Source organism: Aeromonas sp. SER, assembly GCF_038739615.1.
Classification (GTDB): domain Bacteria; phylum Pseudomonadota; class Gammaproteobacteria; order Enterobacterales; family Aeromonadaceae; genus Aeromonas; species Aeromonas jandaei.
The window spans coordinates 155,336-175,263 of the sequence record NZ_JBCGFC010000006.1 but is presented as its reverse complement, the minus strand read 5'-3'; the positions used below and the strand labels follow the sequence as shown (position 1 = coordinate 175,263).

Here is a 19,928-nt window from a genome sequence, read left to right as displayed (position 1 = left end):
CCGGTCAGGAGATCACACCTGGGTGAACGTCACCCTGGCGACGTCGAGACTGGTGACCTGAACCGTGATCTCCAGCTGGACGCGGTATTCGCGGCGCTGGCGCGGCAGGAAGAAGAACAGGAACTTCTCCACCCGGACCGACTCCTCGGCTTTGAGCACCTGTACATCGACCGGCTCAATGCGCAGCAGTACCTGCTGGTTGTCCTTGAGCAGTGTGGGTTGCACCTGGCTGAGGGCGGAGGCAAACGCCTGCTGACGGGTGGTTCCCTTGCCGCTGACGGTGACCTTGGTGGTGAAGTTCTCTTTCATCAGGCGTGTCCGTGTTTCTTGGCAAAGGCTTCGACCAGTTTCTGGCCCAGCTCTTCTTTGTCCATGAAGCCAAAGCCCAGCACGACGCAGCCTTCGTTGATGGCGGTGACGCCCTCTTCGATGGAGCGCATGCCGTAACGGCACTTGTAGCCGTACTTGGTCTGGGCGGTGATGGCACCGGCGCCGCCGCTGCCGCAGAAGGAGATCCCCAGATCAGCCTGCTCCTTGTTCATCACGTCGCCGAGCTTCATGTCGGCGGCCATGCCGGGGATGATGGTCACGCTGGCACCGGCTGCTTCCGCGCCTGCCCCCACTTTCTGACCCTTGCCGAGACGATCTCCAATCACGAGTTTGATGGCAGTCATTTAGTTATCTCCTGTTACTGAGCTGAGTTCGTTTTCTTTGGCTACTTCAAAATGGACGGACAAGAGGTGTGCCTCTTCGTAGGCGAGTCGCTCCAGCCAGCTGACAACCTGCTCGGCGAGACGCAGGGAGAGGGGAGAGATCTCCTCAAACAGGCTGAGGTCAACTTCCGGCAGCGGTTCACCGCTGTGGGAGCGCCACACCATGGCTTTGACGTGGGAGGCCAGCATCTGCTGCTGCACTTCGTTGGGGCGGATACCCTGATCGCCCAGCAGAATATGGATGCGTGCCAGGATCTGGTCGGTCTGGCGCAGCAGCGCCGGGCTGTCCGGGGTCAGGGTCAGGGTCTGGTCATGAGTCTCTGTTTGCAATGTCTGCTCTCCAAGGCTGGCAGAAGGGATAGCTCTACCCTAAGCCGGCATGGATGGAGAGAGGAGGCAGCTTTTTTCCGATTCAAAGCGGAAATTCCCGTCATTCGGGGTCAAAGAGGGCTCTTTGGTGGCAAAAGAGAGTGGAAAAGGTCTGAACGAGGCTGGATTAGTGTGAGCAGCGGCGCACTTTTCCGTTTTCAGCTGGCAGCTGAGCTTTGGCGAAAAGTGTGAATCGCCTCACGCAGGCGGGGCGTATTCATGACACAGCGGGCAAGAAAAAGGGCGGTTGCCCGCCCCTGAACGATGAGATGAGGTCGAGGTTAGCTGGCGCCTGCCGCGCTGGCGGCAGCCCGGTTCTGGTAGCGCAGATCCTCTTCGATGGTCACTACCACCTCGAGCGGCTTGCCATCGCGGAAGACCGAGATGGAGAGCTTGGTGCCGGGGCGACTCTCGACGATCTTGTCCATGGCTGCACGTACCCCGGTGATCGCTTCACCGTTGATCTTGAGCAGCACGTCACCTCGTTGCAGGCCGCCTTTGGCCGCCGGACCGACCGGATCCAGACTCTCGACGATGAGGCCGCGCAGTTCGCCCAGGTTCATCATGCGGGCGACGATGGGGTTGATTTCGACGCTGGAGATGCCGAGATAGCCGCGAATGACACGGCCGTTGGCGATCAGCTCGTCCATGATCCGCTTGGCCAGCCGGTAGGGGATGGCGAAGCTGATGCCGTAGCTCTCCTGATTGCCGTTGAGGTGATAAGTGGCGGTGTTGATGCCCACCAGATCGCCCCGGCCGTTGACCAGAGCGCCGCCCGAGTTGCCGGCATTGATGGCGGCGTCGGTTTGCAGCAGATCCTGCCGGCCATTGCTGTCCGGCCCCATGCTGGAGAGACCGGTGCGACCGGTCGCACTGATGATCCCCTGGGTGATGGTCTGGCCGACGTTGTAGGGGTTGCCGATGGCAAGCACCACATCGCCCACCTCGGGCTGGTTGTTCTGATCCTGCGGGATCACCGGCAGGTTGTCCGATTCGATGTAGAGCACTGCCAGATCGGTGAGCTGATCGGTGCCGACCAGCTCGGCGCTGAAGACGCGGCCATCCTGCAGGGCGACGATGATCTGATCGGCATCGGCGATGACGTGGTAGTTGGTCAGCACATAGCCGCGCTGGTTCATGATGACGCCGGAGCCCAGCCCCTGTGGCTGCAGCTGTCCGCGATTGCCCTGATTGGAGGCAAAGCTGCGGGTATAAATGTTGACGACTGCCGGGCCGGCGCGGTGGGCGGCGTAAGAGAAGCTCAGTTCGCGGGCATTGGTGATCAGGCCGGGCAGTTGAGCCCCGCCACGGAAATTGGGAAACAGCAGCAACAGCAGTGCGGCGACGGTCAAACCGAAGCCGATAGACTTGCCCAAGTAACTGACTAAAGAGGGGATTTTCATGTCATTCTCATCCGTGCTGGCTGCGGGCAGAGAATAACACTATCAATGGATAAAAATCACCCGCGGCGAGTGCCGCGGGTGATGGGGATTAACGGATTACCAGATAGAGGGAAGAGTCGCCGCGCTGGATGTTGAGAGCCAGTACCTCCGGCTTGCTCTTGAGCGCTTTGGTCAGTTCACCCAAGGTGTTGATGCGCACCCGGTTGACCCCGATGATGATATCGCCCTTCTGCAGGCCGGAAGCGGCTGCCGCAGAGCGGGGGTCAATATCGGCCACCGCGACGCCGGAGACCGGGTCGGTAGTGGTGCTCAGCTTGGCCCCTTCCAGTGCCGGGTGCAAGGCGCTGGCGCGCACTTCGCTGTCATCGGCCTGCTTCAGGGTGACCTTGGCGCTCTGGGCCTTGCCATCACGGATCAGCCCCAGCTCGACCTGCTTGCCGGCGCCCATGGTGGCGATCTTGGCGCGCAGCTCGCCGAAAGAGCGAACCGGCTTGCCATCGATGCTGACGATGATATCGCCCGCCTTGATGCCCGCCTTGTCGGCCGCAGAGTCCGGCATCACCTGGTTGACGAAGGCGCCATCCTTCTTGTTGTAACCGAAGGTCTTGGCGATGTCGGAGGTGAGCTCGGTGCCGGTAATACCCAGCTGGCCACGACGTACTTCACCGTACTTGACGATCTGGTCGGCCAGATCCCGCACCATGTTGGAGGGGATGGCGAAGCCGATGCCGATGTTGCCACCGTTGGGGCCCAGAATGGCGGTGTTGATACCGATCAGCTCGCCACGCAGGTTGAGCAGGGCGCCGCCGGAGTTACCGGAGTTGATGGCCGCATCGGTCTGGATGAAGTTCTCCAGATTTTCGATGTTGAGGCCGCTACGGCCCAGCGCACTGACAATACCGGAGGTGACGGTCTGCCCCAGCCCAAAGGGGTTGCCGATGGCCAGCGCATAGTCACCGACCCGCAGCTCGTCGGAGTCGGCGAACTTGATCTGCACCAGATCTTCCGCCTTGATTTGCAGCAGAGCGATGTCGGACTGTTTGTCCTCACCGATCTTCTTGGCCGCATACTCGCGACCATCTTTCAGGTTGACCTTGATCTCGTCCGCCTCGTGAACCACGTGGGCGTTGGTGATCACGTAGCCCTTCTTGGCATCGATGATGACGCCGGAGCCGAGCGCCTGGAAGGGCTGCTCGCTCACCTGTTCGTCAGGCATGTTGGGGCCAAAGAAGAAGCGGAACTGCTCGGGCAGGCGCTGGCGAGTCACTTTTTTGCCAGAGACAGAAATGTTGACCACGGCCGGAGTGACCTGCTCCAGAACAGGAGCCAGACTCGGCATCTCCTGGTTGGAGCCTAACAGGGAAGGCAGTGCAGCCTGAGCAGGGGCCGCAGACATGGCGATACCGACACTGAGGGCTAGCACACTGAGCATGGAAAGAGGTTTACGCATATGAAAAACAGCTCCCAGAAAAAGTTGCATTGCAATCGTCAAGGTCAGACCACAGACGTTCCCGATTAGTTCCGCAAGGGACTGACCCGCTTACTTGAGCAGACCGGAAGAGGCGCCGGCATAGTCGCGGGGCGGTACGCCCGGCTCGGCTTCGGTCTTGGTCTCTTCTTCTTCCGCCAGGACTTCGCGGAACAGCGGCTCCTGAGCCTTGGCCAGGAACTTGCTCTGCTCTGCCATGTGGCGATAGAGGGTTTGATACTGCTCGGCCAGCTGCTCCATCAGTGCTGCACTGTCGGCAAAGTGGGTATTGATCTGGCCCTGATAGTTTTCGAGCTCTTTATGGGCCTTTTTCAGCTCCTGTTCCAGACGACCGGCGTCACGGCTGCGAACCGAAAAACGGCCGATGATGATACCGACGATCAAGGCTGCGACAGCCAGCAGGATCCCAATTGACAGACTCATAGATGCTCCTTGTTACAGCTAAAACAGTGTGTGTTCATGCGGCCGGATGAGCCGCCATGCCTTGATGGCACTATACCGTGCGTCCTGAGGCCGTGATACCATTTTGTCCTCTATTCAGGGAGTCGGAGAGGCGCTCAAGGATGACACCGCAGCAAAAATACCAGCAGGATCTGCTACGACCCGGCGTGCATGCCGACCCCGCTCAGGGGATGGCCATCAGCAGGCTGGAGCGACTCTATCAGGATTTGCTGCATCGCCCGACTCCGACCAGATCCCGTGGGCTGTTTGGCTGGTTGCAAAAGCCCAGGGCGCAGGAGCCCATCCTGGGGATCTATATGTGGGGTGGAGTGGGCAGAGGCAAGACCTGGCTGATGGATACTTTTTTCGACAGCCTGCCAGGGACGCGGAAAATGCGCTGCCACTTCCATCGCTTCATGCAACGGATCCACGATGAACTCAAGGCGTTGAGCGGCCAGGCTGACCCGCTCAAGCTGGTAGCTGCCAAGCTGGCCGGCGAGACGGACATCATCTGTTTCGACGAATTTTTCGTCTCGGACATTACAGATGCCATGTTGTTGGGCACGCTGTTTCAGGAGTTGTTCGGTCACGGCGTCGTGCTGGTGGCAACCTCAAACATTCCGCCAAAGGATCTTTACCGCAACGGCTTGCAGCGAGCCCGTTTTCTGCCAGCCATCGAGCTTATCGAGCGCCATTGCGAAATACTTAACGTGGACGGTGGCATCGACTATCGCCTGCGTACACTGGAGCAGGCCGAGATTTATCATTGTCCGCTGGATCTGCAGGCAAAAACGAATCTCGATCGCTATTTTCAGCAATTAACCGGGGGGCACGAGGCCTCCGGGGGGCGTTTTGAGGTCAATCATCGTCAGCTGACGTCGCTGGGGATGGGAGAAGGGGTGCTCTATATGGATTTCGAGCAACTTTGCTGTACTCCCCGCTCCCAAAACGACTATATCGAGTTGGCCCGGCTGTTCCACACCGTGCTGCTGGCCAATGTTCAACCAATGGGCAGAGGCACGGATGACGCGGCCCGCCGCTTCATCGCCATGGTCGACGAGTTCTATGAACGGCATGTCAAACTCATCATGTCGGCCGCCGTGCCCATGACGGAACTCTATGGTGAAGGGCTGCTGAATTTCGAATTCCAGCGCTGTCTTTCACGGCTTCAGGAAATGCAATCGCACGAATACCTTGCCAGAGTGCACCTTCCTTAGTCACAATACCGCGCCTGCCAGTCGGATGGGCATCTGCGGCAGGTAGGGCCGGGCGACATTTGCTAGCTTCATGGCAGTGAAATTAGCAGGTGATATTTAAGGCAACTTCACTTATAATCGCCCGGCCCACGTTACAGCTGTCGATAAGACAGCAACACTTTAAGCTTTACTTGTATTCGAAGGGGTACAGGTAGGCCATCGTTTGTTGTTTGTGGGAGAGCCCCCATAAACAATTGGGTCTGTAACAGGTAATTGGGTTTAACTTAATGAAAACTTTCGTTGCCAAGCCAGAAACCGTAAAACGTGACTGGTACATTGTGGACGCAGAAGGTAAAACTCTGGGTCGTATCGCAACCGAGATCGCTGCTCGTCTGCGTGGTAAGCACAAAGCTGAATACACTCCGCACGTTGACACCGGTGATTACATCATCGTTGTAAACGCTGAGAAGGTACGTGTTACCGGTAAGAAAACTACCGACAAAATGTACCACGCTCACTCCGGTTTCCCGGGTGGTATCAAGTCCATCAGCTTCGACAAGCTGATTCAGCGTAAACCGGAAATGGTAATCGAAGCTGCTGTTAAAGGCATGCTGCCGAAAGGTCCTCTGGGCCGTGCCATGTTCCGTAAACTGAAAGTTTACGCAGGCGCCGAGCACGCTCACGCTGCTCAGCAACCTCAAGTACTGGATATCTAATCGGGAACTGGCAACATGGCAGAAAATCAATACTACGGTACCGGCCGTCGCAAAAGCTCCACTGCTCGCGTATTTATCAAAGCGGGTAGCGGTAAGATCGTAATCAACCAGCGCTCCCTGGAGCAGTACTTCGGCCGTCCGACTGCCCGCATGGTAGTTCGTCAGCCGCTGGAACTGGTTGAGATGACCGAGAAACTGGATCTGTACATCACCGTTAACGGTGGTGGCATCTCCGGTCAAGCTGGTGCGATCCGCCACGGTATCACTCGTGCTCTGATGCAGTACGACGAAACCCTGCGTTCCGAACTGCGTAAAGCTGGCTTTGTTACTCGTGATGCCCGTAAGGTTGAGCGTAAGAAAGTCGGTCTGCACAAAGCTCGTAAGCGTCCGCAGTACTCCAAGCGTTAATTCGCTTCTGGTACTCACTCTTTCGAGTGTCAAAAAAGCCTGGCAACTGCCAGGCTTTTTTTATTGGTGATCTTTCCTGCCGCAATGCTAACCATACGTCACAAAAGACAAAAAATTGTATATTTATTGTTTTCTGGGACTACCTCTCTTTCTTGTCAAGTTGTTATCTTTTCTTTAAAATTTCCTCGGTTTTTCTGTGGCAATTGTAACTCCAGCTTCCGCCGCTGTTGTCACGGGAAAAGGGGAACAGGGACACAATAAGAATGTGCGGAGTCCACATGGGAGAGTTTTTGGATGAGCAATGCGCCAGTTGATACCGGTCGCCGCAGATTTCTTACCTGGTCAACGGTTGCCGTTGGCGGGGTAGGAGCTGCGTTTACCGCAGTGCCGTTTATAAAATCATGGAACCCGAGTGCCAAGGCCAAAGCCGCTGGCGCCCCGGTTGAAGTCGACATCAGCAAGTTGGAACCGGGTCAGCTCATCCGTGTCGAGTGGCGAGGCAAGCCGGTCTGGGTGGTGAACCGCACCAAGCAGACGCTGGATGCGCTCTCTGCGCATGACGACAAGCTGCGGGATCCCTCATCCGAAGAGCCGCAACAGCCTGACTATGCCCACAACGGGTATAGATCCATCAAGCCGGAAATCTTCGTGGCGGTAGGCATTTGCACCCACCTCGGGTGTTCGCCCTCCTATTTGCCGGACAGCTTTGGCGAACAGGTGCAAGGGGTCACATCCGGCTTCTTCTGCCCGTGCCATGGCTCCAAGTTCGATATGGCTGGCCGGGTATTCCAGGGGGTGCCTGCACCACTGAATCTGGTCATTCCGCCATACAAATTCATCAACGACACCACCATCCTGGTCGGTGCCGACGGCAAGGAGGCCTGATCATGTTGAGCAAACTGATGGGCTGGATCGACTACCGGTTCCCGCTCACTGCCATGTACAACGACCACATGGCCAAGTATCCGGCACCGAAAAACCTGAACTTCTGGTACTTTTTCGGCTCCCTCGCCATGCTGGTGCTGGTCAACCAGATCATCACCGGTATCTGGCTGACCATGAACTACAACCCCTCTGCGGAAGGCGCCTTTGCCTCCGTCGAGTACATCATGCGGGATGTGGATTACGGCTGGCTGCTGCGCTACATGCACTCAACCGGCGCATCCGCGTTCTTCATCGTGGTCTATCTGCATATGTTCCGCGGCATGATCTACGGCTCCTATCAGAAGCCGCGCGAGCTGCTGTGGATCTTCGGCATGTTGATTTTCCTCTGCCTGATGGCGGAAGCCTTCATGGGCTATCTACTGCCGTGGGGTCAGATGTCCTTCTGGGGGGCTCAGGTCATCATCTCGCTGTTCGGTGCCATTCCGGTCATCGGCGACGATCTGACCCTGTGGATCCGCGGTGACTACGTCATCTCCGGCGCCACCCTGAACCGCTTCTTTGCGCTGCACGTCATTGCGTTGCCGCTGGTGCTGGTGATGCTGGTTGCGATGCACATCCTGGCGCTGCATGAAGTAGGCTCCAACAACCCGGACGGCATCGACATCAAGAAGCACAAGGACGAGAACGGCTGGCCGCTGGATGCTGTGGCATTCCACCCTTACTTCACCGTCAAGGACATGATCGGTGTCGCCGGCTTCCTGTTCATCTTCTGCGCCATCATCTTCTTCAAACCGGACATGTGGGGTTACTTCCTCGAGAAGCCGAACTTTGAAGTGGCCAACGGCCTGAAGACCCCGGCCCACATTGCGCCTGTGTGGTACTTCACCCCCTTCTATGCGATTTTGCGTGCCGTACCCGACAAGCTGCTGGGCGTTATCATGATGGGTCTCTCCATCGTGGTGTTGTTCCTGCTGCCCTGGCTGGATCGCTGCAAGGTGCGTTCGGTGCGCTATCGCAGCAAGCTGCACAAGCTGAACATCGCCCAGTTTGTGGTCTGCTTCATCATCCTGGGTGTTCTGGGGGTGCTGCCGTCGACCCCGACCCTGACCCTGATCGCTCAGGTGTGTACCTTGGGTTACTTCGGTTTCTTTGTCCTGCTGTTCTTCTATAGCAAGAACGAAAGCACCAAGCCGCTGCCAGAAAGGGTGACATTTAAATGAAAAAAATAATATTTGCAGTGCTGACCCTGCTGCCATCTCTGGTGTTTGCCAATACCGGAGCCGTGCATCTGGACAAGGCCAACTATGACCTGAGTGACAAGGCGTCGCTGCAGCGTGGTGCGGCCACGTTCATGAACTACTGCTTCGGGTGCCACAGCACCCAGTATCAGCGTTACAACCGGGTGGCCGAGGATCTGGGGATCCCGGCTGATCTGATGGCGTCCAATCTCATCGTCAACGGTGCCAAGATTGGTGACCTGATGGAAAACTCGGTGCATGACAAGGATGCAGCCAAGTGGTTTGGTGCGGCGCCTCCCGATCTGACGCTGGTTGCTCGTGTGCGTGGTGCGGACTGGATCTACACCTATCTGCGCTCGTTCTACGTGGATCCGACCCGTCCGTTTGGCGTGAACAACGTGGTGTTCCCGTCCGTGGGCATGCCGCACGTGCTGGAGCCGCTGCAGGGCACTCCGCGCGCCGAGTTTGCCACCCATACGGTCGATGGAGTCGAGACCCAGCAGGTTGTCAGCATCAAATCTGACGGCAATGGTGAAATGAATAACGAAGAGTATGATCAGACGGTGCTGGATCTGGTAAACTTCTTGGTCTACTCGGCTGAACCGGTCAAACAGGAGCGCGAACGCATGGGCTTCTGGGTACTTGGTTTCATCGTGATCTTCTTCATCTTCACTGTGCTGTTGAAGAAGGAATTCTGGCGCGACGTTCACTAAGCGACCGGATCCGGGTAATATAATGCACGGCAATGAAGACCATAGAGGCTTCATTGCCGTTTCTGCTTTTAAATGACGGGAGGGTTCAATGGCTGTAGCTGCCAATAAGCGTTCGGTAATGACGCTGTTTTCCGGTGCCAACGATATGTTCAGCCATCAGGTGCGTATTGTCCTGGCGGAGAAGGGTGTTAGCGTGGATATTTGCCAGGTTGACCCTGCCAACTTGCCGGATGAACTGGCTGAGCTGAACCCCTACAACTCTGTACCGACCCTGGTTGATCGTGAGCTGGCACTCTACACCTCGCGCATCATCATGGAGTATCTGGACGAGCGTTTCCCGCATCCGCCCCTGATGCCTGTCTACCCGGTAGCCCGTGGTAACAGCCGTCTGATGATGCACCGCATCGAGCTGGACTGGTATTCGCTGGCCGACAAGATCATGGCTGGCACCGATGCCGATGCTGCGCGCAACGAGCTCCGGGACAACCTGCTGGCCATCGCCCCGATCTTCGGTGAGATGCCCTACTTCATGAGCGAAGAGTTTGGTCTGGTGGATTGCTACATGGCTCCGCTGTTGTGGCGTCTGCCGAGCCTTGGCATCGACCTGACCGGTCGCGGTGCCAAAGAGCTGAAGGCCTACATGGTTCGTCTGTTCGAGCGTGAGTCCTTCCAGGCTTCCCTGACCGAGGCCGAGCGCGAGATCCGTGCCGGCGTATGAGCATGGAACCGACAATGACCCCGAGCCGCCCGTACTTGTTACGGGCGTTTTATGACTGGTTGCTGGACAATGACCTGACCCCCCATCTGGTGGTCAACGTCAATATCCCCCATGTGATGGTGCCGATGCAGTTCGCTCAGGATGGGCAGATTGTGCTGAACATAGCGCCACGTGCCGTGGTGCAGTATCACATGGATAACGAAGCGATCAGCTTCAGTGCCCGCTTTGGCGGTGTCTCCCAGCAGGTTTACATCCCGATGGCGGCCGTGCTGGCCATTCATGCCCGGGAGAACGGCGTGGGCACCATGTTCCCGCCCGAACCTGGCTATGACATCTGGCTGGAGCAGGCCGAGGCGCCGGTGGAGCCAGAGCCGGAACCGCCGCGTCCAAGCGGTCGTCCGACCTTGAAAGTGATCAAATAAAAAAACGCAGCCAGTTGGCTGCGTTTTTTTATATCCGTTTCGGATCATCAGTTCTGAGCGTACTCGAAGGCTTTGATTACGCGCTTCACGCCGTTGACGTGGCGAGCGATCTCGACGGCTTGTTCCCCCTCCTGGCGCGTAACCAGACCGATCAGGAATACCTCGCTATCTTCGGTCACTACCTTCACCTTGGTGCTGTCAAAGTTCTTGGTGCCGAACATATCGGCTTTCACCTTGGAGGTGATCCAGGAGTCATTGCTGCGGGTGGTGAAGCTGGCTGGTTGACCAAGGCGCAACTCGTTATAGACGTGGCGAACCCCTTCGATGCGGCCGACGATTTTGCCTGCCTCCAGTTTGTACACGTCAGAAGGTGTCTGGCCGACCAGCAGGACGCGGCCATTGTTGCTGTAGACGCTGATTTTGCTGGCTGCGCTGAGTGGTTTGTTGTCAGCCAGCAGGTTGGCTGCTTTGAGCTCGATGGCCTGATCGTCCCACTGGGCGCCCAGGGTGCGGCGATCGCCTGAGGCCTTGGCAGTACCGGCTGCGCCGCCAACTACTACAGCCGCACAGCCTTGCAGCAGCAGGGAACCGGCCAGCAGGCCAAGAATGAGGATCTGCTTGTTCATGGTTTCAATCTTCCTGTTGCGGGAAAAGAGTCTGGTCGATGAGATCACACAGGCAGTGCAGGGTCAACAGGTTCACTTCCAGAATGCGAGGCCGACGGGCGGATGGAACGCGGATCTCCACATCGTTCGGTCCCAGCAGACCGGCCATCTCGCCACCGTCACCACCACTGAGTACCACTATGGTCATGTCGCGGGAGAGCGCAGCTTCCGCCGCCTTGATCAGGCTGCGGCTGTGACCCGAGGTAGTGATCACCACCAGAATGTCACCCGGCTGACCCAGTGCCCGGATCTGCTTGGCATAGACCTCTTCGAATCCGTGATCGGTGGCGATGGCGCTGATGGTCGCCATGTCGGGGGTCAGCGCCATGCCGGGCAGGGAGGGGCGCTGGGTTTCGTAGCAGTTGACCAGCTCGGAGATGAATAGTTGCGCCAGTGCGGCAGAAGGACCGTTACCGCATGCCAGCACCTTGTGGCCATTGAGCAGGCAGATGGTGATCATCTGGGCTGCAGTATGGATGGCATCCGGCAGCGCCTCGGCGGCTGCAATCTTGGTCTGGATGCTTTCGGTGTAGTTCTCTTTGATGCGGTCTGTCATAGGGTCCTCTTAAAATGCGTTCTGGATCCAGTCTGGCTGGTCCCCCTCGAACGCGATCACATCGAATCGGCAGGCCTTGCTGGCCTCGTTGATGGCATGTTGCTTCAAATAGTGGCGCGCTGCCAGCATGATCTTGCGCTGTTTTGCCCGGGTGACCGAACTGGCTGCTCCACCATGGCTGGCGGAGGCCCGGTACCTCACCTCAACAAACACCAGGGTCTGGCCCTGGTGCATGATGAGATCGATTTCGCCACCCCGGCAGCGATAGTTGCGAGTCACCGGCTGCAGACCCTGGGCCTGCAGCCAGCGTTCAGCCACTAGCTCAAAGTGCTGTCCCTTGCTCGACGGGAGCGGGAACAGGTTCTGCAATTGCTGGCGCATTCGTGCTAACAGCTCCTTCATTGGCTGGTTCCTCCAGCTGCTGGACCGCATTCTCGTCGACCAGCTTGCCGTTCTGGTAGGTGGCCCAGCTCAGCATCCGCACGATATTGCCCTGGGCATCGACGCTCAGCTGACCACTCATGCCGGACTGCTGCATGCCACCCACCTTGCGCATCTGTTGCAGATTTTCCGCCAGTGCGACGGCGTCATAGCCCATGGCAAACAGGCGCAGGAGGTCGCCCTGGGTCTGCGGCCAGAGCAGGGCAATTTGCTCGCGCTGCTTCTCGTAACCACCGAGCAGCAGCGGCATATCGGCGATACGCATGCCGTTGAGTTCGGAGGTCACTTCGGTCGCGGCGCTGTCATAGCCGCGCGGGCCGGTGAAGATTGGCAGGCTGCCCATCGGATTGACGGAGACATCCACGTAGGGCTTGATCATCCGGGTTTCCAGCGGGTTGGCCACGATGTAGACCACATCGATGCTGCGCGGTGCGGCGTCGGAAAGCTGGACAACCTGACCGGCACGTGCAGTAGAGCGGCCGCTCAGGGCGTTTTTAACCATGCCTTGGACTTCGTTGCGGCCGCCAAAGGTGGCGACTACCGGCTTATCCTGGCTCACGGTTGCCCAGGCCTGTTCAAAGGCCTTGATGCTGCTGTAGCCGATCCGCCCCTGGGCGGCGATCAGCAGTGGCTTGCGATAGCCCTGGGTATAGAGGTACTGCGCAGCCTGCGCGGCATCTGCGGCGGCAGAGAGAGAGAAGTAGTAGGTGCTGTCGTTGACGATCGGCTTGTCCAGCTCGTTGAGCGCGAGAACCGGCACAGTCGGGTTGGCCTTAAGCAGCTCCTCGACCCGATCTTTGAGGAGCGGGCCAATGATCATATCCGCCCCTTCCTGAATCGCCTGCTTGTAGAGGTCGATGGTCGGTTTGCTCTGGGTGTCGTAGAAGTTCAGGGTAAATTGACCCTGATTCTCCTTGTAGGACATCAGCATACCGTTGCGGATGGCGGCGCCCTGCGGCTCCAGATTACCGGAGAGGGGGAGCAGCACCGCAATCTGCTGCACCGAGGTGCTGGCAGCAGTGGCAGTCAGATCGCCAAGGCCCGCTGGCATGTCTTTCTGGGCCGGATGGTTGGGGAAGTCGCGCTTCCAGCCTGCCAGCTGGCGCGCCAGCAGGTTGGGCTGGGCACCGAACTCGTTGACCAGTGCCGCCAGACGCAGCCAGCCGGTGGTTACGTCAGGGGCTGGTGCCTCTTCCAGCGCCTGCAGGGTGGAAGGGGTCATGCTCTTGAGCAGCGACCAGATCTGCTGATGGTTGGTGGCCTGCTCGCTCTGGTTGAGGTAGGGCTCCAGCGCAATCAGGGACTTGGCGGCACCAAACTTGTTGTTGATGTCGAGCTGCAGTACCACGCGCTGACGATACCAATCCTTCTGGGTATCGGCATCCAGCGCAACCTCAGGCTTGCCTTCCAGCAGGATCAGCGCCTGATTGGCATGGCCTTGTGCCAGCAGCAGATGGGCTTGCAGCAACTGCAACTGCGCCTTCTGGGCTGGCTCTTTGGCCTGTTTCTGCAACTGTTGGAACAGAGCCGAGGCCGGTTTGGCCTGACCTAGCGCCAGATAGCTGCGTGCTGCCAGCATCTGCCAGGTAAAGGCTTCAGCCGGTTTGGCGGGATCGACCTGCTCCAGATACCACTGGGCATTCTTGGTCAAATCCGAGAAGGCTGACGGCATGCCAGACTGCCCCGAAGGTTGATTGGGCTCCGACGCACAGGCGGCCAGCAGGATTGCCGCGAGTAGGATGCCGAAGAGTCGTGATACACTTAGCTGCTTTGTAACCCGGTTCAAGTTCATTCCCCGACCAGTGTTGAAATTCCCCATAGTGTAAACGGGGCAATATGGCGACACAATTGTCGGGGCACTCGGAGATCCCATGAGTGACATCCCAACCCTGTATATAGTGCCCACTCCGATCGGCAATCTGGCTGACATCACCCAGCGAGCGCTGGATATTCTGCGCAGCGTCGACCTGGTCGCTGCCGAAGATACCCGCCACACCGGCATTCTGCTCAGCCACTACCAAATCTCGGTGCCGACCTTTGCGCTGCACGATCACAACGAGCAGCAGAAAGCCGATGTGCTGATCGGCCGGATCAAAGAGGGCAAGAGTGTCGCTCTGGTCTCCGATGCGGGTACCCCGCTCATCAGCGACCCCGGTTATCATCTGGTCACCCGCTGTCGCGAAGCCGGGGTCAAGGTGGTGCCACTGCCCGGCCCCTGCGCCGCCATCACGGCGCTCAGCGCTGCTGGTCTGCCCACCGACCGGTTTGCTTTCGAAGGTTTCCTGCCGGCCAAGAGCAAAGGGCGTGACGATCGCCTGCAAGCCGTTATCGAAGATACCCGTTCGCTGGTGTTCTACGAATCTCCGCGCCGGGTACAGGATACGGTGGAAGCGATTGCTCGCATCCTTGGCGAGCGCCAGGTGGTTGTGTGCCGTGAACTGACCAAAACGTTCGAATCCATCCACGGCTTGCCCGCCTCCGAGATGCTGACCTGGCTTGGCGAAGATGAAAACCGCTGCCGTGGCGAGATCGTGCTGGTGGTTGCCGGAGCCAGTAAAGAGGAAGAGGAGCTGCCGGCCGAGGCGATCCGTACTCTGGGTCTGCTGGTTGCTGAGCTGCCGCTCAAAAAAGCGGCGGCACTGACCGCCGAGATCCACGGCGTGAAGAAGAATGCCCTCTACAAGTACGGTCTCGAGCACTATTAATTGCCGTAAACGGGAATTGCCGGTTTACCCCGCCCACATCACGAGGCTATAATCCGCGCCTCGGAGTTGGCTGGGCAATCGCTGCTTCGTCGTTGTGTCCCTCGGGACAGACGGGCGGAGGGGAGGAAAGTCCGGGCTTCACAGGGCAGGGTGCCAGGTAACGCCTGGGGGGCGCGAGCCTACGACCAGTGCAACAGAGAGCAGACCGCCGATGGCCCGCAAGGGATCAGGTAAGGGTGAAAGGGTGCGGTAAGAGCGCACCGCGCGACTGGCAACAGTTCGTGGCACGGTAAACTCCACCCGAAGCAAGACCAAATAGGCCCCTATTGGCGCGGCCCGCGTTGGGGGCGGGTAGGTTGCTTGAGCCAGCGAGCGATTGCTGGCCTAGAGGAATGATTGCTACCCGGGGCAACCCGGTACAGAACCCGGCTTACAGGCCGACTCCGACCCAATTCTGCGTGACCCGTCACGATAAATCCCGGTGCTTAGCGGCACCGGGATTTTTTACATCTCACAACATGATGTGGCGTGTGGCAGCATTTTTGAATTTGTAATAAAGTTCGGCCTCTTTTTGGTCGCTATGACCCGGTTGGATGAGTTGTATCTATCATGCTGCATCCCCCACCGAAGGGGCTGACGGCAAGGGAAGATGAAATGGTCAGGGTGGATTTTTAATGTCATCAAGCGGTGCAGTGCACACACCTTCCCGCCTGCTCGGAGCCGAGCAAGGCAAAGCCCTTCCTCGTTATGATCTGCTGGGTATCGATCGGGTAAACCGCACTCGTCTCAAGCAGGTTAACGCCCAGTTGAGCACCTTTTCTCTGCAGGTCGCCGGCTGCATGGCCCAACTTTTCAACAGTGCTGATTGTGAGCTGGCCTATGGCGAGTTCGCCGCCTCCAGTGTCGCCGATGTTGCCGAGCCACAACTCTGGGTCGAGGCTACATCCCGGGTTGATCCCCAGCGCGCTGTCTATTTTTCTATCTCTCCTCTGGTGATCTACCGTCTGGCCGTCCTCTTTTTTGGTGGCACGCTCCATCAGAAAGAGGAGGCACTTCCTGCCGGTAAAGGGGTGACAGATACCGAACAGCGCCTGCTGCAAAGACTCTGTCACTATCAGGTCGATATCTGGTGCTCCTGCCTTGGGCTGGGAGATCTTGAGTGGCAGATCAATATCATCCCGCAGGATGCCATGCCGACCCGTCAGCTGTGGACTACCCGTGCCACCCTGCAAGCCGGCAATTGTACCCACCAGTGGCAGATGTGGTTGCTTCCGTCCGAAGAATCCGACTCTCAGGAAGGGGTTGCCTTGCCCGAGGGAGAGCTGGAACAGGTATTGAGCCATGTTCCGGTCCGGCTGCGGGTGGTCATGGGGCAGCTGTCGATGACGCTGGCCGATCTGGAGTGCCTCAAGGTGGGAGATGTGCTGTCGCTGGATCTGCCGGAGATGGTGCCCGCCCTGATTGGTAACCGCCCCTGCTTCAACGGGCGCATAGCAGAACATAAAGGCAGTCTGGTCTACCAGGTTGCGACTGTGGTAGAGGAGTAAATCGAATCATGAGCGAGCACAATATGAATGACCCGCTGGATCTGGATGGACTGGATCAACTGTTTGGTGACGATATCAGCATGCCCAGTGCCGCCGACTACATGGCGCCGACCAGTAGCAGCAAGCAGCGGGATCTCTCTTTCTTCCGCCAGATCCCGGTCAAGGTGACCCTCGAGGTTGCCAGTACCGAAGTGCCTCTGGGTGACCTGATGCGGGTGGAAGAGGGCGCCGTGATTGAGCTGGACAAACTGGCGGGCGAGCCGCTGGATGTTCGGGTCAATGGCCGCCTGCTTGCCAAGGGGGAAGTGGTCGTCGTCAACGGCAAGTATGGCTTGCGTCTGGTTGACGTCATCGATGCCAAACTGCTGGGTGGCATGGACGACTGATGCGTTACCTGCTGCTGACCCTGCTGCTCTTCTCCCTGCCTGGCTGGGGGGCTGACATGACCCTGTTCTCGGTAGCTCCGGGGGCAGCAGGTGGCGAGGATTACAACATCAAGTTGCAGATCCTCTTCTTTATGACAGTGCTGGGGTTGTTGCCGACCCTGTTGCTGATGATGACCAGTTTTACCCGGATCATCATAGTGCTGGCCATCTTGCGGCAGGCGCTCGGTTTGCAGCAGAGTCCTCCCAACCGGGTACTGATCGGGATCAGCCTCATCCTGACTCTGGTTATCATGCGTCCGGTCTGGACCGACATATACCAGAATGCTTTTGTCCCGTTTGACAGGGATGAGATCACCTTGTCGGAAGGGGTTGCTCGCGCAGAGAAACCGCTGCGTACCTTTATGCTGGCGCAGACCCGCGAGCCGGATCTGGAACAGATGCTGCGCATCTCCGGTGAACCAACAACGGTGGCCAAGCAGGATGTTCCTTTCGGGGTGCTGTTGCCTGCGTTTGTATTGAGTGAGTTGAATACCGCATTTCAGATCGGCTTTATGCTGTTTATTCCGTTTCTGGTGATCGATCTGGTGGTGGCCAGCGTGCTGATGGCGATGGGGATGATGATGCTCTCGCCGCTGATCATCTCCTTGCCATTCAAGCTGATGGTTTTTGTACTGGTCGATGGCTGGTCGATGACGGTCGGAACCCTTGCCGCCAGTTTTGGTGGAGGAGGCTGACATGACGCCGGAGCAGAGCGTGGCGCTGGTTGGCGGCGCCGTCAATCTCGTCGTGGTGATGGTCTCCGTGCTGATTGTGCCGGGGCTGATTGTGGGTTTGGTCGTCAGTGTGTTTCAGGCGGCGACCCAGATCCAGGAGCAGACCCTCAGCTTTTTACCCCGTTTTCTGGTGACCCTGATGACACTCATCTTCACCGGAAACTGGCTGCTATCGCAGATCACAACCCTGTTCCACGACTTGTTTTTGAAGATACCCGGACTCATCGGATGAACTCCCTCTTGTCCCTCAGTGCTGCCGATCTGACGGCCTGGCTGGGGCAGTGGTGGTGGCCATTTCTGCGGATTGGTTCCGCCTTCTGGGTCATGCCGGTATTCGGTGACGGTCGGGTGCCGCCACAAGTTCGTCTGCTGCTGGCGCTGATCGTCAGCCTGCTGATTGCCCCCATGCTCAAGGGAATGCCTGTCGTTGACCCCTTCAGCACCGGTGCTCTGGTATTGGCTGTTGAGCAGCTGCTGTTCGGGCTGCTGTTCGGGCTCTGCGTCCAGATGCTGTTCATGATCATGACCATGGCTGGCCAGATCCTCTCCATGCAGATGGGGTTGGCGATGGCGGTGATGAATGACCCCAGCAATGGTGACACCGCGCCCATTGTCAGCCAGTTGATGCTGGTCTTCTGCTCACTGCTGTTTCTTGGTCTGAATGGCCATCTGGTGACGCTGGATGTGCTGGTGCAGAGCCTGCGCAGCTGGCCACCCGGCTCTTCCCTCGACCTGCTCGACATGAAAGGGGTGGTCGGTCTGTTCGGCTGGTGTATCGGCGCGGCACTGATCCTCACCCTGCCTGCCGTGGTTGCCATGTTGATGGTCAACCTGACCTTTGGCGTCATGAATCGGACGGCCCCTTCGCTGAACATCTTCTCGCTTGGTTTCCCCATGACGCTGCTGCTCGGGCTGCTCACCATGGCTATCTCAATCAGCGGAGTCCCTTCCCGTTACCTTGAGCTGGTGACTCACGTGCTGGAACAACTGAGAGCCCTGACCCCCTCATGAGCCAGAACAGCGCCCAGGATAAAACCGAAGAGGCCTCTTCCCAAAAACTGCGCAAGGCACGGGAAGAGGGTCAGATCGCGCGCTCCAAGGAGCTCAGTTCGGCGGGCCTATTGCTGCTCGGCGGCTTTGCCATGCAGTGGATGGTGCCCAGCTTTGGTCGCTTCTTCGCCGAGTTGATGAAACGGCCACAACGGTTCGACTGGCAAGGAGCCAGGGATCCGCAAATGATGGTGCACTGGACGGCGGAAGCCTTGCTCAACATGTTGTGGGTGCTGCTGCCGCTGTTTGCTTTTCTGGCTCTGATGCTGGTCCTGCTCAGCTCGTTGCCGGGGGGCATGGTACTGACCTGGAAGAAGATCTTCCCCAGTGCCGAGAAGCTGAACCCACTCAAGGGGCTCAAGCGGATGTTCTCGAGCCACAGCCTGATGGAGCTGCTGAAGTCGGTACTGAAAATTCTGCTGATTGGCTCTACGCTGGCGCTTCTGCTCCAGCATCAGTGGCCCACGTTGCTGATGATGAATCGGATGCCACCCCAGGCCGCCATGGAGCAGGCGCTGCGGATCCTATCTCAGGCATTCATCTTGCTTGGTGGCGTGCAGATGCTGATCGCCGTGCTGGATGTGCCCTATCAGCGCTGGTCGCTGAACAAGCAGTTGCGGATGACCAAGCAGGAGGTCAAGGATGAGCACAAGAACAGCGAAGGTCGCCCGGAAATCAAGGCTCGGATCCGTCAGGTGCAGGCCATGCTGGCTCGCGCCCGTATCGAGCAGCGCGTACCACAGGCTGATGTGATCATCGTCAACCCGACTCACTACGCGGTGGCCATCAAATATGATCCCCTGCGTGCCAATGCCCCGTTCGTGATTGCCAAGGGGGTGGATGGCATGGCTGAGCGGATCCGTCAGGTGGCCAAACAGCACGACAAGATGGTGATGAGTCTGCCGGAGCTGACTCGTGCCATCTACTACTCCACCCGGATAGATCAGGAAGTGCCGGCGGGTCTCTATACCGCGGTGGCTTATGTCTTGAATCATGTATTGCAGTTGAGGGCGTATCAGGCCGGCAAGGGGCGAAAGCCAAACCCGCTTGCTCCTTTGCATGTGCCGCCCGAATTACGTCAACCTGAGAGGTAA

At 58.2% G+C, this 19,928-nt stretch carries 25 protein-coding genes and 1 other RNA gene; 16 read left to right on the top strand and 10 right to left on the bottom strand.

All coding sequences use genetic code 11. From position 1 onward, the window contains the following. Nucleotides 1-12: 12 nt before the first annotated feature. From AAHA41_RS11420 to AAHA41_RS11395, 6 genes are all read right to left on the bottom strand, one after another. Nucleotides 13-309 (bottom strand): DUF4312 family protein, encoded by a 297-nt coding sequence (locus AAHA41_RS11420; protein WP_033115448.1) that lies wholly within the window; start codon nt 307-309, stop codon nt 13-15. After that, nucleotides 309-674: an SFCGS family glycine-rich protein gene (locus AAHA41_RS11415; protein WP_033115447.1), complete on the bottom strand. Its 366-nt coding sequence runs from the start codon at nt 672-674 to the stop codon at nt 309-311. The genes AAHA41_RS11420 and AAHA41_RS11415 overlap by 1 nt, the downstream gene beginning before the upstream one ends. Continuing rightward, nucleotides 675-1,043: a transcriptional regulator gene (locus AAHA41_RS11410; protein WP_182926376.1), complete on the bottom strand. Its 369-nt coding sequence runs from the start codon at nt 1,041-1,043 to the stop codon at nt 675-677. Between the two features lie 320 nt (nt 1,044-1,363). Continuing rightward, nucleotides 1,364-2,485, bottom strand: coding sequence for an outer membrane-stress sensor serine endopeptidase DegS (degS, locus tag AAHA41_RS11405; RefSeq protein ID WP_041210132.1), 1,122 nt, complete (start codon nt 2,483-2,485; stop codon nt 1,364-1,366). Between the two features lie 88 nt (nt 2,486-2,573). After that, nucleotides 2,574-3,935, bottom strand: a complete 1,362-nt coding sequence (locus tag AAHA41_RS11400; protein WP_323068650.1) for a Do family serine endopeptidase — start codon at nt 3,933-3,935, stop codon at nt 2,574-2,576. 90 nt (nt 3,936-4,025) lie between these two features. After that, entirely contained in the window at nt 4,026-4,397 is a 372-nt protein-coding gene (locus tag AAHA41_RS11395) for a YhcB family protein (protein ID WP_041210134.1), read from the bottom strand. 140 nt (nt 4,398-4,537) lie between these two features. On the opposite strand from AAHA41_RS11395, the gene zapE reads away from it, so the two are divergent. The 8 genes from zapE (at nt 4,538) to AAHA41_RS11355 (ending at nt 10,711) form a co-directional block, all read left to right on the top strand. Continuing rightward, nucleotides 4,538-5,632 (top strand): cell division protein ZapE, encoded by a 1,095-nt coding sequence (gene zapE, locus AAHA41_RS11390; RefSeq protein ID WP_201968053.1) that lies wholly within the window; start codon nt 4,538-4,540, stop codon nt 5,630-5,632. 266 nt (nt 5,633-5,898) lie between these two features. After that, the gene (gene rplM / locus AAHA41_RS11385; RefSeq protein ID WP_005341737.1) at nt 5,899-6,327 is read left to right on the top strand and encodes a 50S ribosomal protein L13; all 429 of its coding nucleotides are present in this window, start codon (nt 5,899-5,901) and stop codon (nt 6,325-6,327) included. Between the two features lie 15 nt (nt 6,328-6,342). Then, nucleotides 6,343-6,735, top strand: a complete 393-nt coding sequence (rpsI, locus tag AAHA41_RS11380; RefSeq protein WP_005336286.1) for a 30S ribosomal protein S9 — start codon at nt 6,343-6,345, stop codon at nt 6,733-6,735. Nucleotides 6,736-7,029: 294 nt separating this feature from the next. Further along, nucleotides 7,030-7,620: a ubiquinol-cytochrome c reductase iron-sulfur subunit gene (gene petA, locus AAHA41_RS11375; protein ID WP_041210136.1), complete on the top strand. Its 591-nt coding sequence runs from the start codon at nt 7,030-7,032 to the stop codon at nt 7,618-7,620. A gap of 2 nt (nt 7,621-7,622) precedes the next feature. Beyond that, complete coding sequence (locus AAHA41_RS11370) at nt 7,623-8,840, top strand: cytochrome bc complex cytochrome b subunit (RefSeq protein ID WP_043850970.1); 1,218 nt, start codon at nt 7,623-7,625, stop codon at nt 8,838-8,840. Next, entirely contained in the window at nt 8,837-9,571 is a 735-nt protein-coding gene (locus AAHA41_RS11365; RefSeq protein ID WP_033115439.1) for a cytochrome c1, read from the top strand. Before AAHA41_RS11370 ends, AAHA41_RS11365 begins: the two co-directional genes overlap by 4 nt. Nucleotides 9,572-9,659: 88 nt before the next feature. Beyond that, nucleotides 9,660-10,289: a stringent starvation protein SspA gene (sspA, locus tag AAHA41_RS11360; protein WP_033115438.1), complete on the top strand. Its 630-nt coding sequence runs from the start codon at nt 9,660-9,662 to the stop codon at nt 10,287-10,289. Continuing rightward, nucleotides 10,286-10,711: a ClpXP protease specificity-enhancing factor gene (locus AAHA41_RS11355; protein WP_033115437.1), complete on the top strand. Its 426-nt coding sequence runs from the start codon at nt 10,286-10,288 to the stop codon at nt 10,709-10,711. Before sspA ends, AAHA41_RS11355 begins: the two co-directional genes overlap by 4 nt. Before the next feature lie 47 nt (nt 10,712-10,758). On the opposite strand, the gene dolP is transcribed toward AAHA41_RS11355, so the two are convergent. From dolP to AAHA41_RS11335, 4 genes are read right to left on the bottom strand one after another with little or no spacing between them, the layout of a single operon-like run. After that, complete coding sequence (dolP, locus tag AAHA41_RS11350; protein ID WP_033115436.1) at nt 10,759-11,337, bottom strand: division/outer membrane stress-associated lipid-binding lipoprotein; 579 nt, start codon at nt 11,335-11,337, stop codon at nt 10,759-10,761. A gap of 4 nt (nt 11,338-11,341) precedes the next feature. Next, nucleotides 11,342-11,932 (bottom strand): SIS domain-containing protein, encoded by a 591-nt coding sequence (locus AAHA41_RS11345; RefSeq protein ID WP_005336275.1) that lies wholly within the window; start codon nt 11,930-11,932, stop codon nt 11,342-11,344. 9 nt (nt 11,933-11,941) lie between these two features. After that, nucleotides 11,942-12,313 carry a YraN family protein gene (locus tag AAHA41_RS11340; RefSeq protein ID WP_323068649.1) on the bottom strand — a complete coding sequence of 124 codons (372 nt, stop codon included), beginning with the start codon at nt 12,311-12,313 and terminating at the stop codon, nt 11,942-11,944. Further along, nucleotides 12,255-14,045 carry a penicillin-binding protein activator gene (locus AAHA41_RS11335; protein ID WP_323068648.1) on the bottom strand — a complete coding sequence of 597 codons (1,791 nt, stop codon included), beginning with the start codon at nt 14,043-14,045 and terminating at the stop codon, nt 12,255-12,257. Before AAHA41_RS11335 ends, AAHA41_RS11340 begins: the two co-directional genes overlap by 59 nt. Before the next feature lie 199 nt (nt 14,046-14,244). On the opposite strand from AAHA41_RS11335, the gene rsmI reads away from it, so the two are divergent. The 8 genes from rsmI (at nt 14,245) to flhB (ending at nt 19,928) form a co-directional block, all read left to right on the top strand. Then, entirely contained in the window at nt 14,245-15,078 is an 834-nt protein-coding gene (rsmI, locus tag AAHA41_RS11330) for a 16S rRNA (cytidine(1402)-2'-O)-methyltransferase (RefSeq protein WP_043850973.1), read from the top strand. 62 nt (nt 15,079-15,140) lie between these two features. Beyond that, an RNA gene (rnpB, locus tag AAHA41_RS11325) (RNase P RNA component class A) lies at nt 15,141-15,527 on the top strand. Between the two features lie 225 nt (nt 15,528-15,752). Continuing rightward, nucleotides 15,753-16,625, top strand: a complete 873-nt coding sequence (gene lfiM, locus AAHA41_RS11320; RefSeq protein ID WP_323068647.1) for a lateral flagellar motor switch protein LfiM — start codon at nt 15,753-15,755, stop codon at nt 16,623-16,625. Nucleotides 16,626-16,633: 8 nt separating this feature from the next. Next, nucleotides 16,634-17,011, top strand: coding sequence for a lateral flagellar motor switch protein LfiN (gene lfiN / locus AAHA41_RS11315; RefSeq protein WP_033115432.1), 378 nt, complete (start codon nt 16,634-16,636; stop codon nt 17,009-17,011). Next, nucleotides 17,011-17,745, top strand: a complete 735-nt coding sequence (gene fliP, locus AAHA41_RS11310; protein WP_042030105.1) for a flagellar type III secretion system pore protein FliP — start codon at nt 17,011-17,013, stop codon at nt 17,743-17,745. Before lfiN ends, fliP begins: the two co-directional genes overlap by 1 nt. A 1-nt stretch (nt 17,746) precedes the next feature. After that, on the top strand, nt 17,747-18,016 hold the full coding sequence (gene lfiQ, locus AAHA41_RS11305) for a lateral flagellar biosynthetic protein LfiQ (protein WP_041210142.1): 270 nt from the start codon (nt 17,747-17,749) through the stop codon (nt 18,014-18,016). After that, on the top strand, nt 18,013-18,795 hold the full coding sequence (gene lfiR, locus AAHA41_RS11300) for a lateral flagellar biosynthetic protein LfiR (RefSeq protein ID WP_071913349.1): 783 nt from the start codon (nt 18,013-18,015) through the stop codon (nt 18,793-18,795). The genes lfiQ and lfiR overlap by 4 nt, the downstream gene beginning before the upstream one ends. Further along, nucleotides 18,792-19,928, top strand: coding sequence for a flagellar biosynthesis protein FlhB (gene flhB / locus AAHA41_RS11295; RefSeq protein WP_071913351.1), 1,137 nt, complete (start codon nt 18,792-18,794; stop codon nt 19,926-19,928). Before lfiR ends, flhB begins: the two co-directional genes overlap by 4 nt.

Bases quoted from the DNA above. Each gene is read 5' to 3' on its own strand.
- petA (WP_041210136.1), top strand. From the start codon at position 7,030: ATGAGCAATGCGCCAGTTGATACCGGTCGCCGCAGATTTCTTACCTGG.
- rsmI (WP_043850973.1), top strand. From the start codon at position 14,245: ATGAGTGACATCCCAACCCTGTATATAGTGCCCACTCCGATCGGCAAT.
- AAHA41_RS11400 (WP_323068650.1), bottom strand. From the start codon at position 3,935: ATGCGTAAACCTCTTTCCATGCTCAGTGTGCTAGCCCTCAGTGTCGGT.
- AAHA41_RS11355 (WP_033115437.1), top strand. From the start codon at position 10,286: ATGAGCATGGAACCGACAATGACCCCGAGCCGCCCGTACTTGTTACGG.
- AAHA41_RS11345 (WP_005336275.1), bottom strand. From the start codon at position 11,932: ATGACAGACCGCATCAAAGAGAACTACACCGAAAGCATCCAGACCAAG.
- flhB (WP_071913351.1), top strand. From the start codon at position 18,792: ATGAGCCAGAACAGCGCCCAGGATAAAACCGAAGAGGCCTCTTCCCAA.
- dolP (WP_033115436.1), bottom strand. From the start codon at position 11,337: ATGAACAAGCAGATCCTCATTCTTGGCCTGCTGGCCGGTTCCCTGCTG.
- AAHA41_RS11335 (WP_323068648.1), bottom strand. From the start codon at position 14,045: ATGCCGTCAGCCTTCTCGGATTTGACCAAGAATGCCCAGTGGTATCTG.
- AAHA41_RS11420 (WP_033115448.1), bottom strand. From the start codon at position 309: ATGAAAGAGAACTTCACCACCAAGGTCACCGTCAGCGGCAAGGGAACC.
- AAHA41_RS11395 (WP_041210134.1), bottom strand. From the start codon at position 4,397: ATGAGTCTGTCAATTGGGATCCTGCTGGCTGTCGCAGCCTTGATCGTC.
- lfiR (WP_071913349.1), top strand. From the start codon at position 18,013: ATGAACTCCCTCTTGTCCCTCAGTGCTGCCGATCTGACGGCCTGGCTG.
- sspA (WP_033115438.1), top strand. From the start codon at position 9,660: ATGGCTGTAGCTGCCAATAAGCGTTCGGTAATGACGCTGTTTTCCGGT.
- fliP (WP_042030105.1), top strand. From the start codon at position 17,011: ATGCGTTACCTGCTGCTGACCCTGCTGCTCTTCTCCCTGCCTGGCTGG.
- lfiQ (WP_041210142.1), top strand. From the start codon at position 17,747: ATGACGCCGGAGCAGAGCGTGGCGCTGGTTGGCGGCGCCGTCAATCTC.
- rplM (WP_005341737.1), top strand. From the start codon at position 5,899: ATGAAAACTTTCGTTGCCAAGCCAGAAACCGTAAAACGTGACTGGTAC.
- AAHA41_RS11340 (WP_323068649.1), bottom strand. From the start codon at position 12,313: ATGCGCCAGCAATTGCAGAACCTGTTCCCGCTCCCGTCGAGCAAGGGA.
- degS (WP_041210132.1), bottom strand. From the start codon at position 2,485: ATGAAAATCCCCTCTTTAGTCAGTTACTTGGGCAAGTCTATCGGCTTC.
- zapE (WP_201968053.1), top strand. From the start codon at position 4,538: ATGACACCGCAGCAAAAATACCAGCAGGATCTGCTACGACCCGGCGTG.
- AAHA41_RS11370 (WP_043850970.1), top strand. From the start codon at position 7,623: ATGTTGAGCAAACTGATGGGCTGGATCGACTACCGGTTCCCGCTCACT.
- AAHA41_RS11365 (WP_033115439.1), top strand. From the start codon at position 8,837: ATGAAAAAAATAATATTTGCAGTGCTGACCCTGCTGCCATCTCTGGTG.
- lfiM (WP_323068647.1), top strand. From the start codon at position 15,753: ATGTCATCAAGCGGTGCAGTGCACACACCTTCCCGCCTGCTCGGAGCC.
- lfiN (WP_033115432.1), top strand. From the start codon at position 16,634: ATGAGCGAGCACAATATGAATGACCCGCTGGATCTGGATGGACTGGAT.
- rpsI (WP_005336286.1), top strand. From the start codon at position 6,343: ATGGCAGAAAATCAATACTACGGTACCGGCCGTCGCAAAAGCTCCACT.
- AAHA41_RS11415 (WP_033115447.1), bottom strand. From the start codon at position 674: ATGACTGCCATCAAACTCGTGATTGGAGATCGTCTCGGCAAGGGTCAG.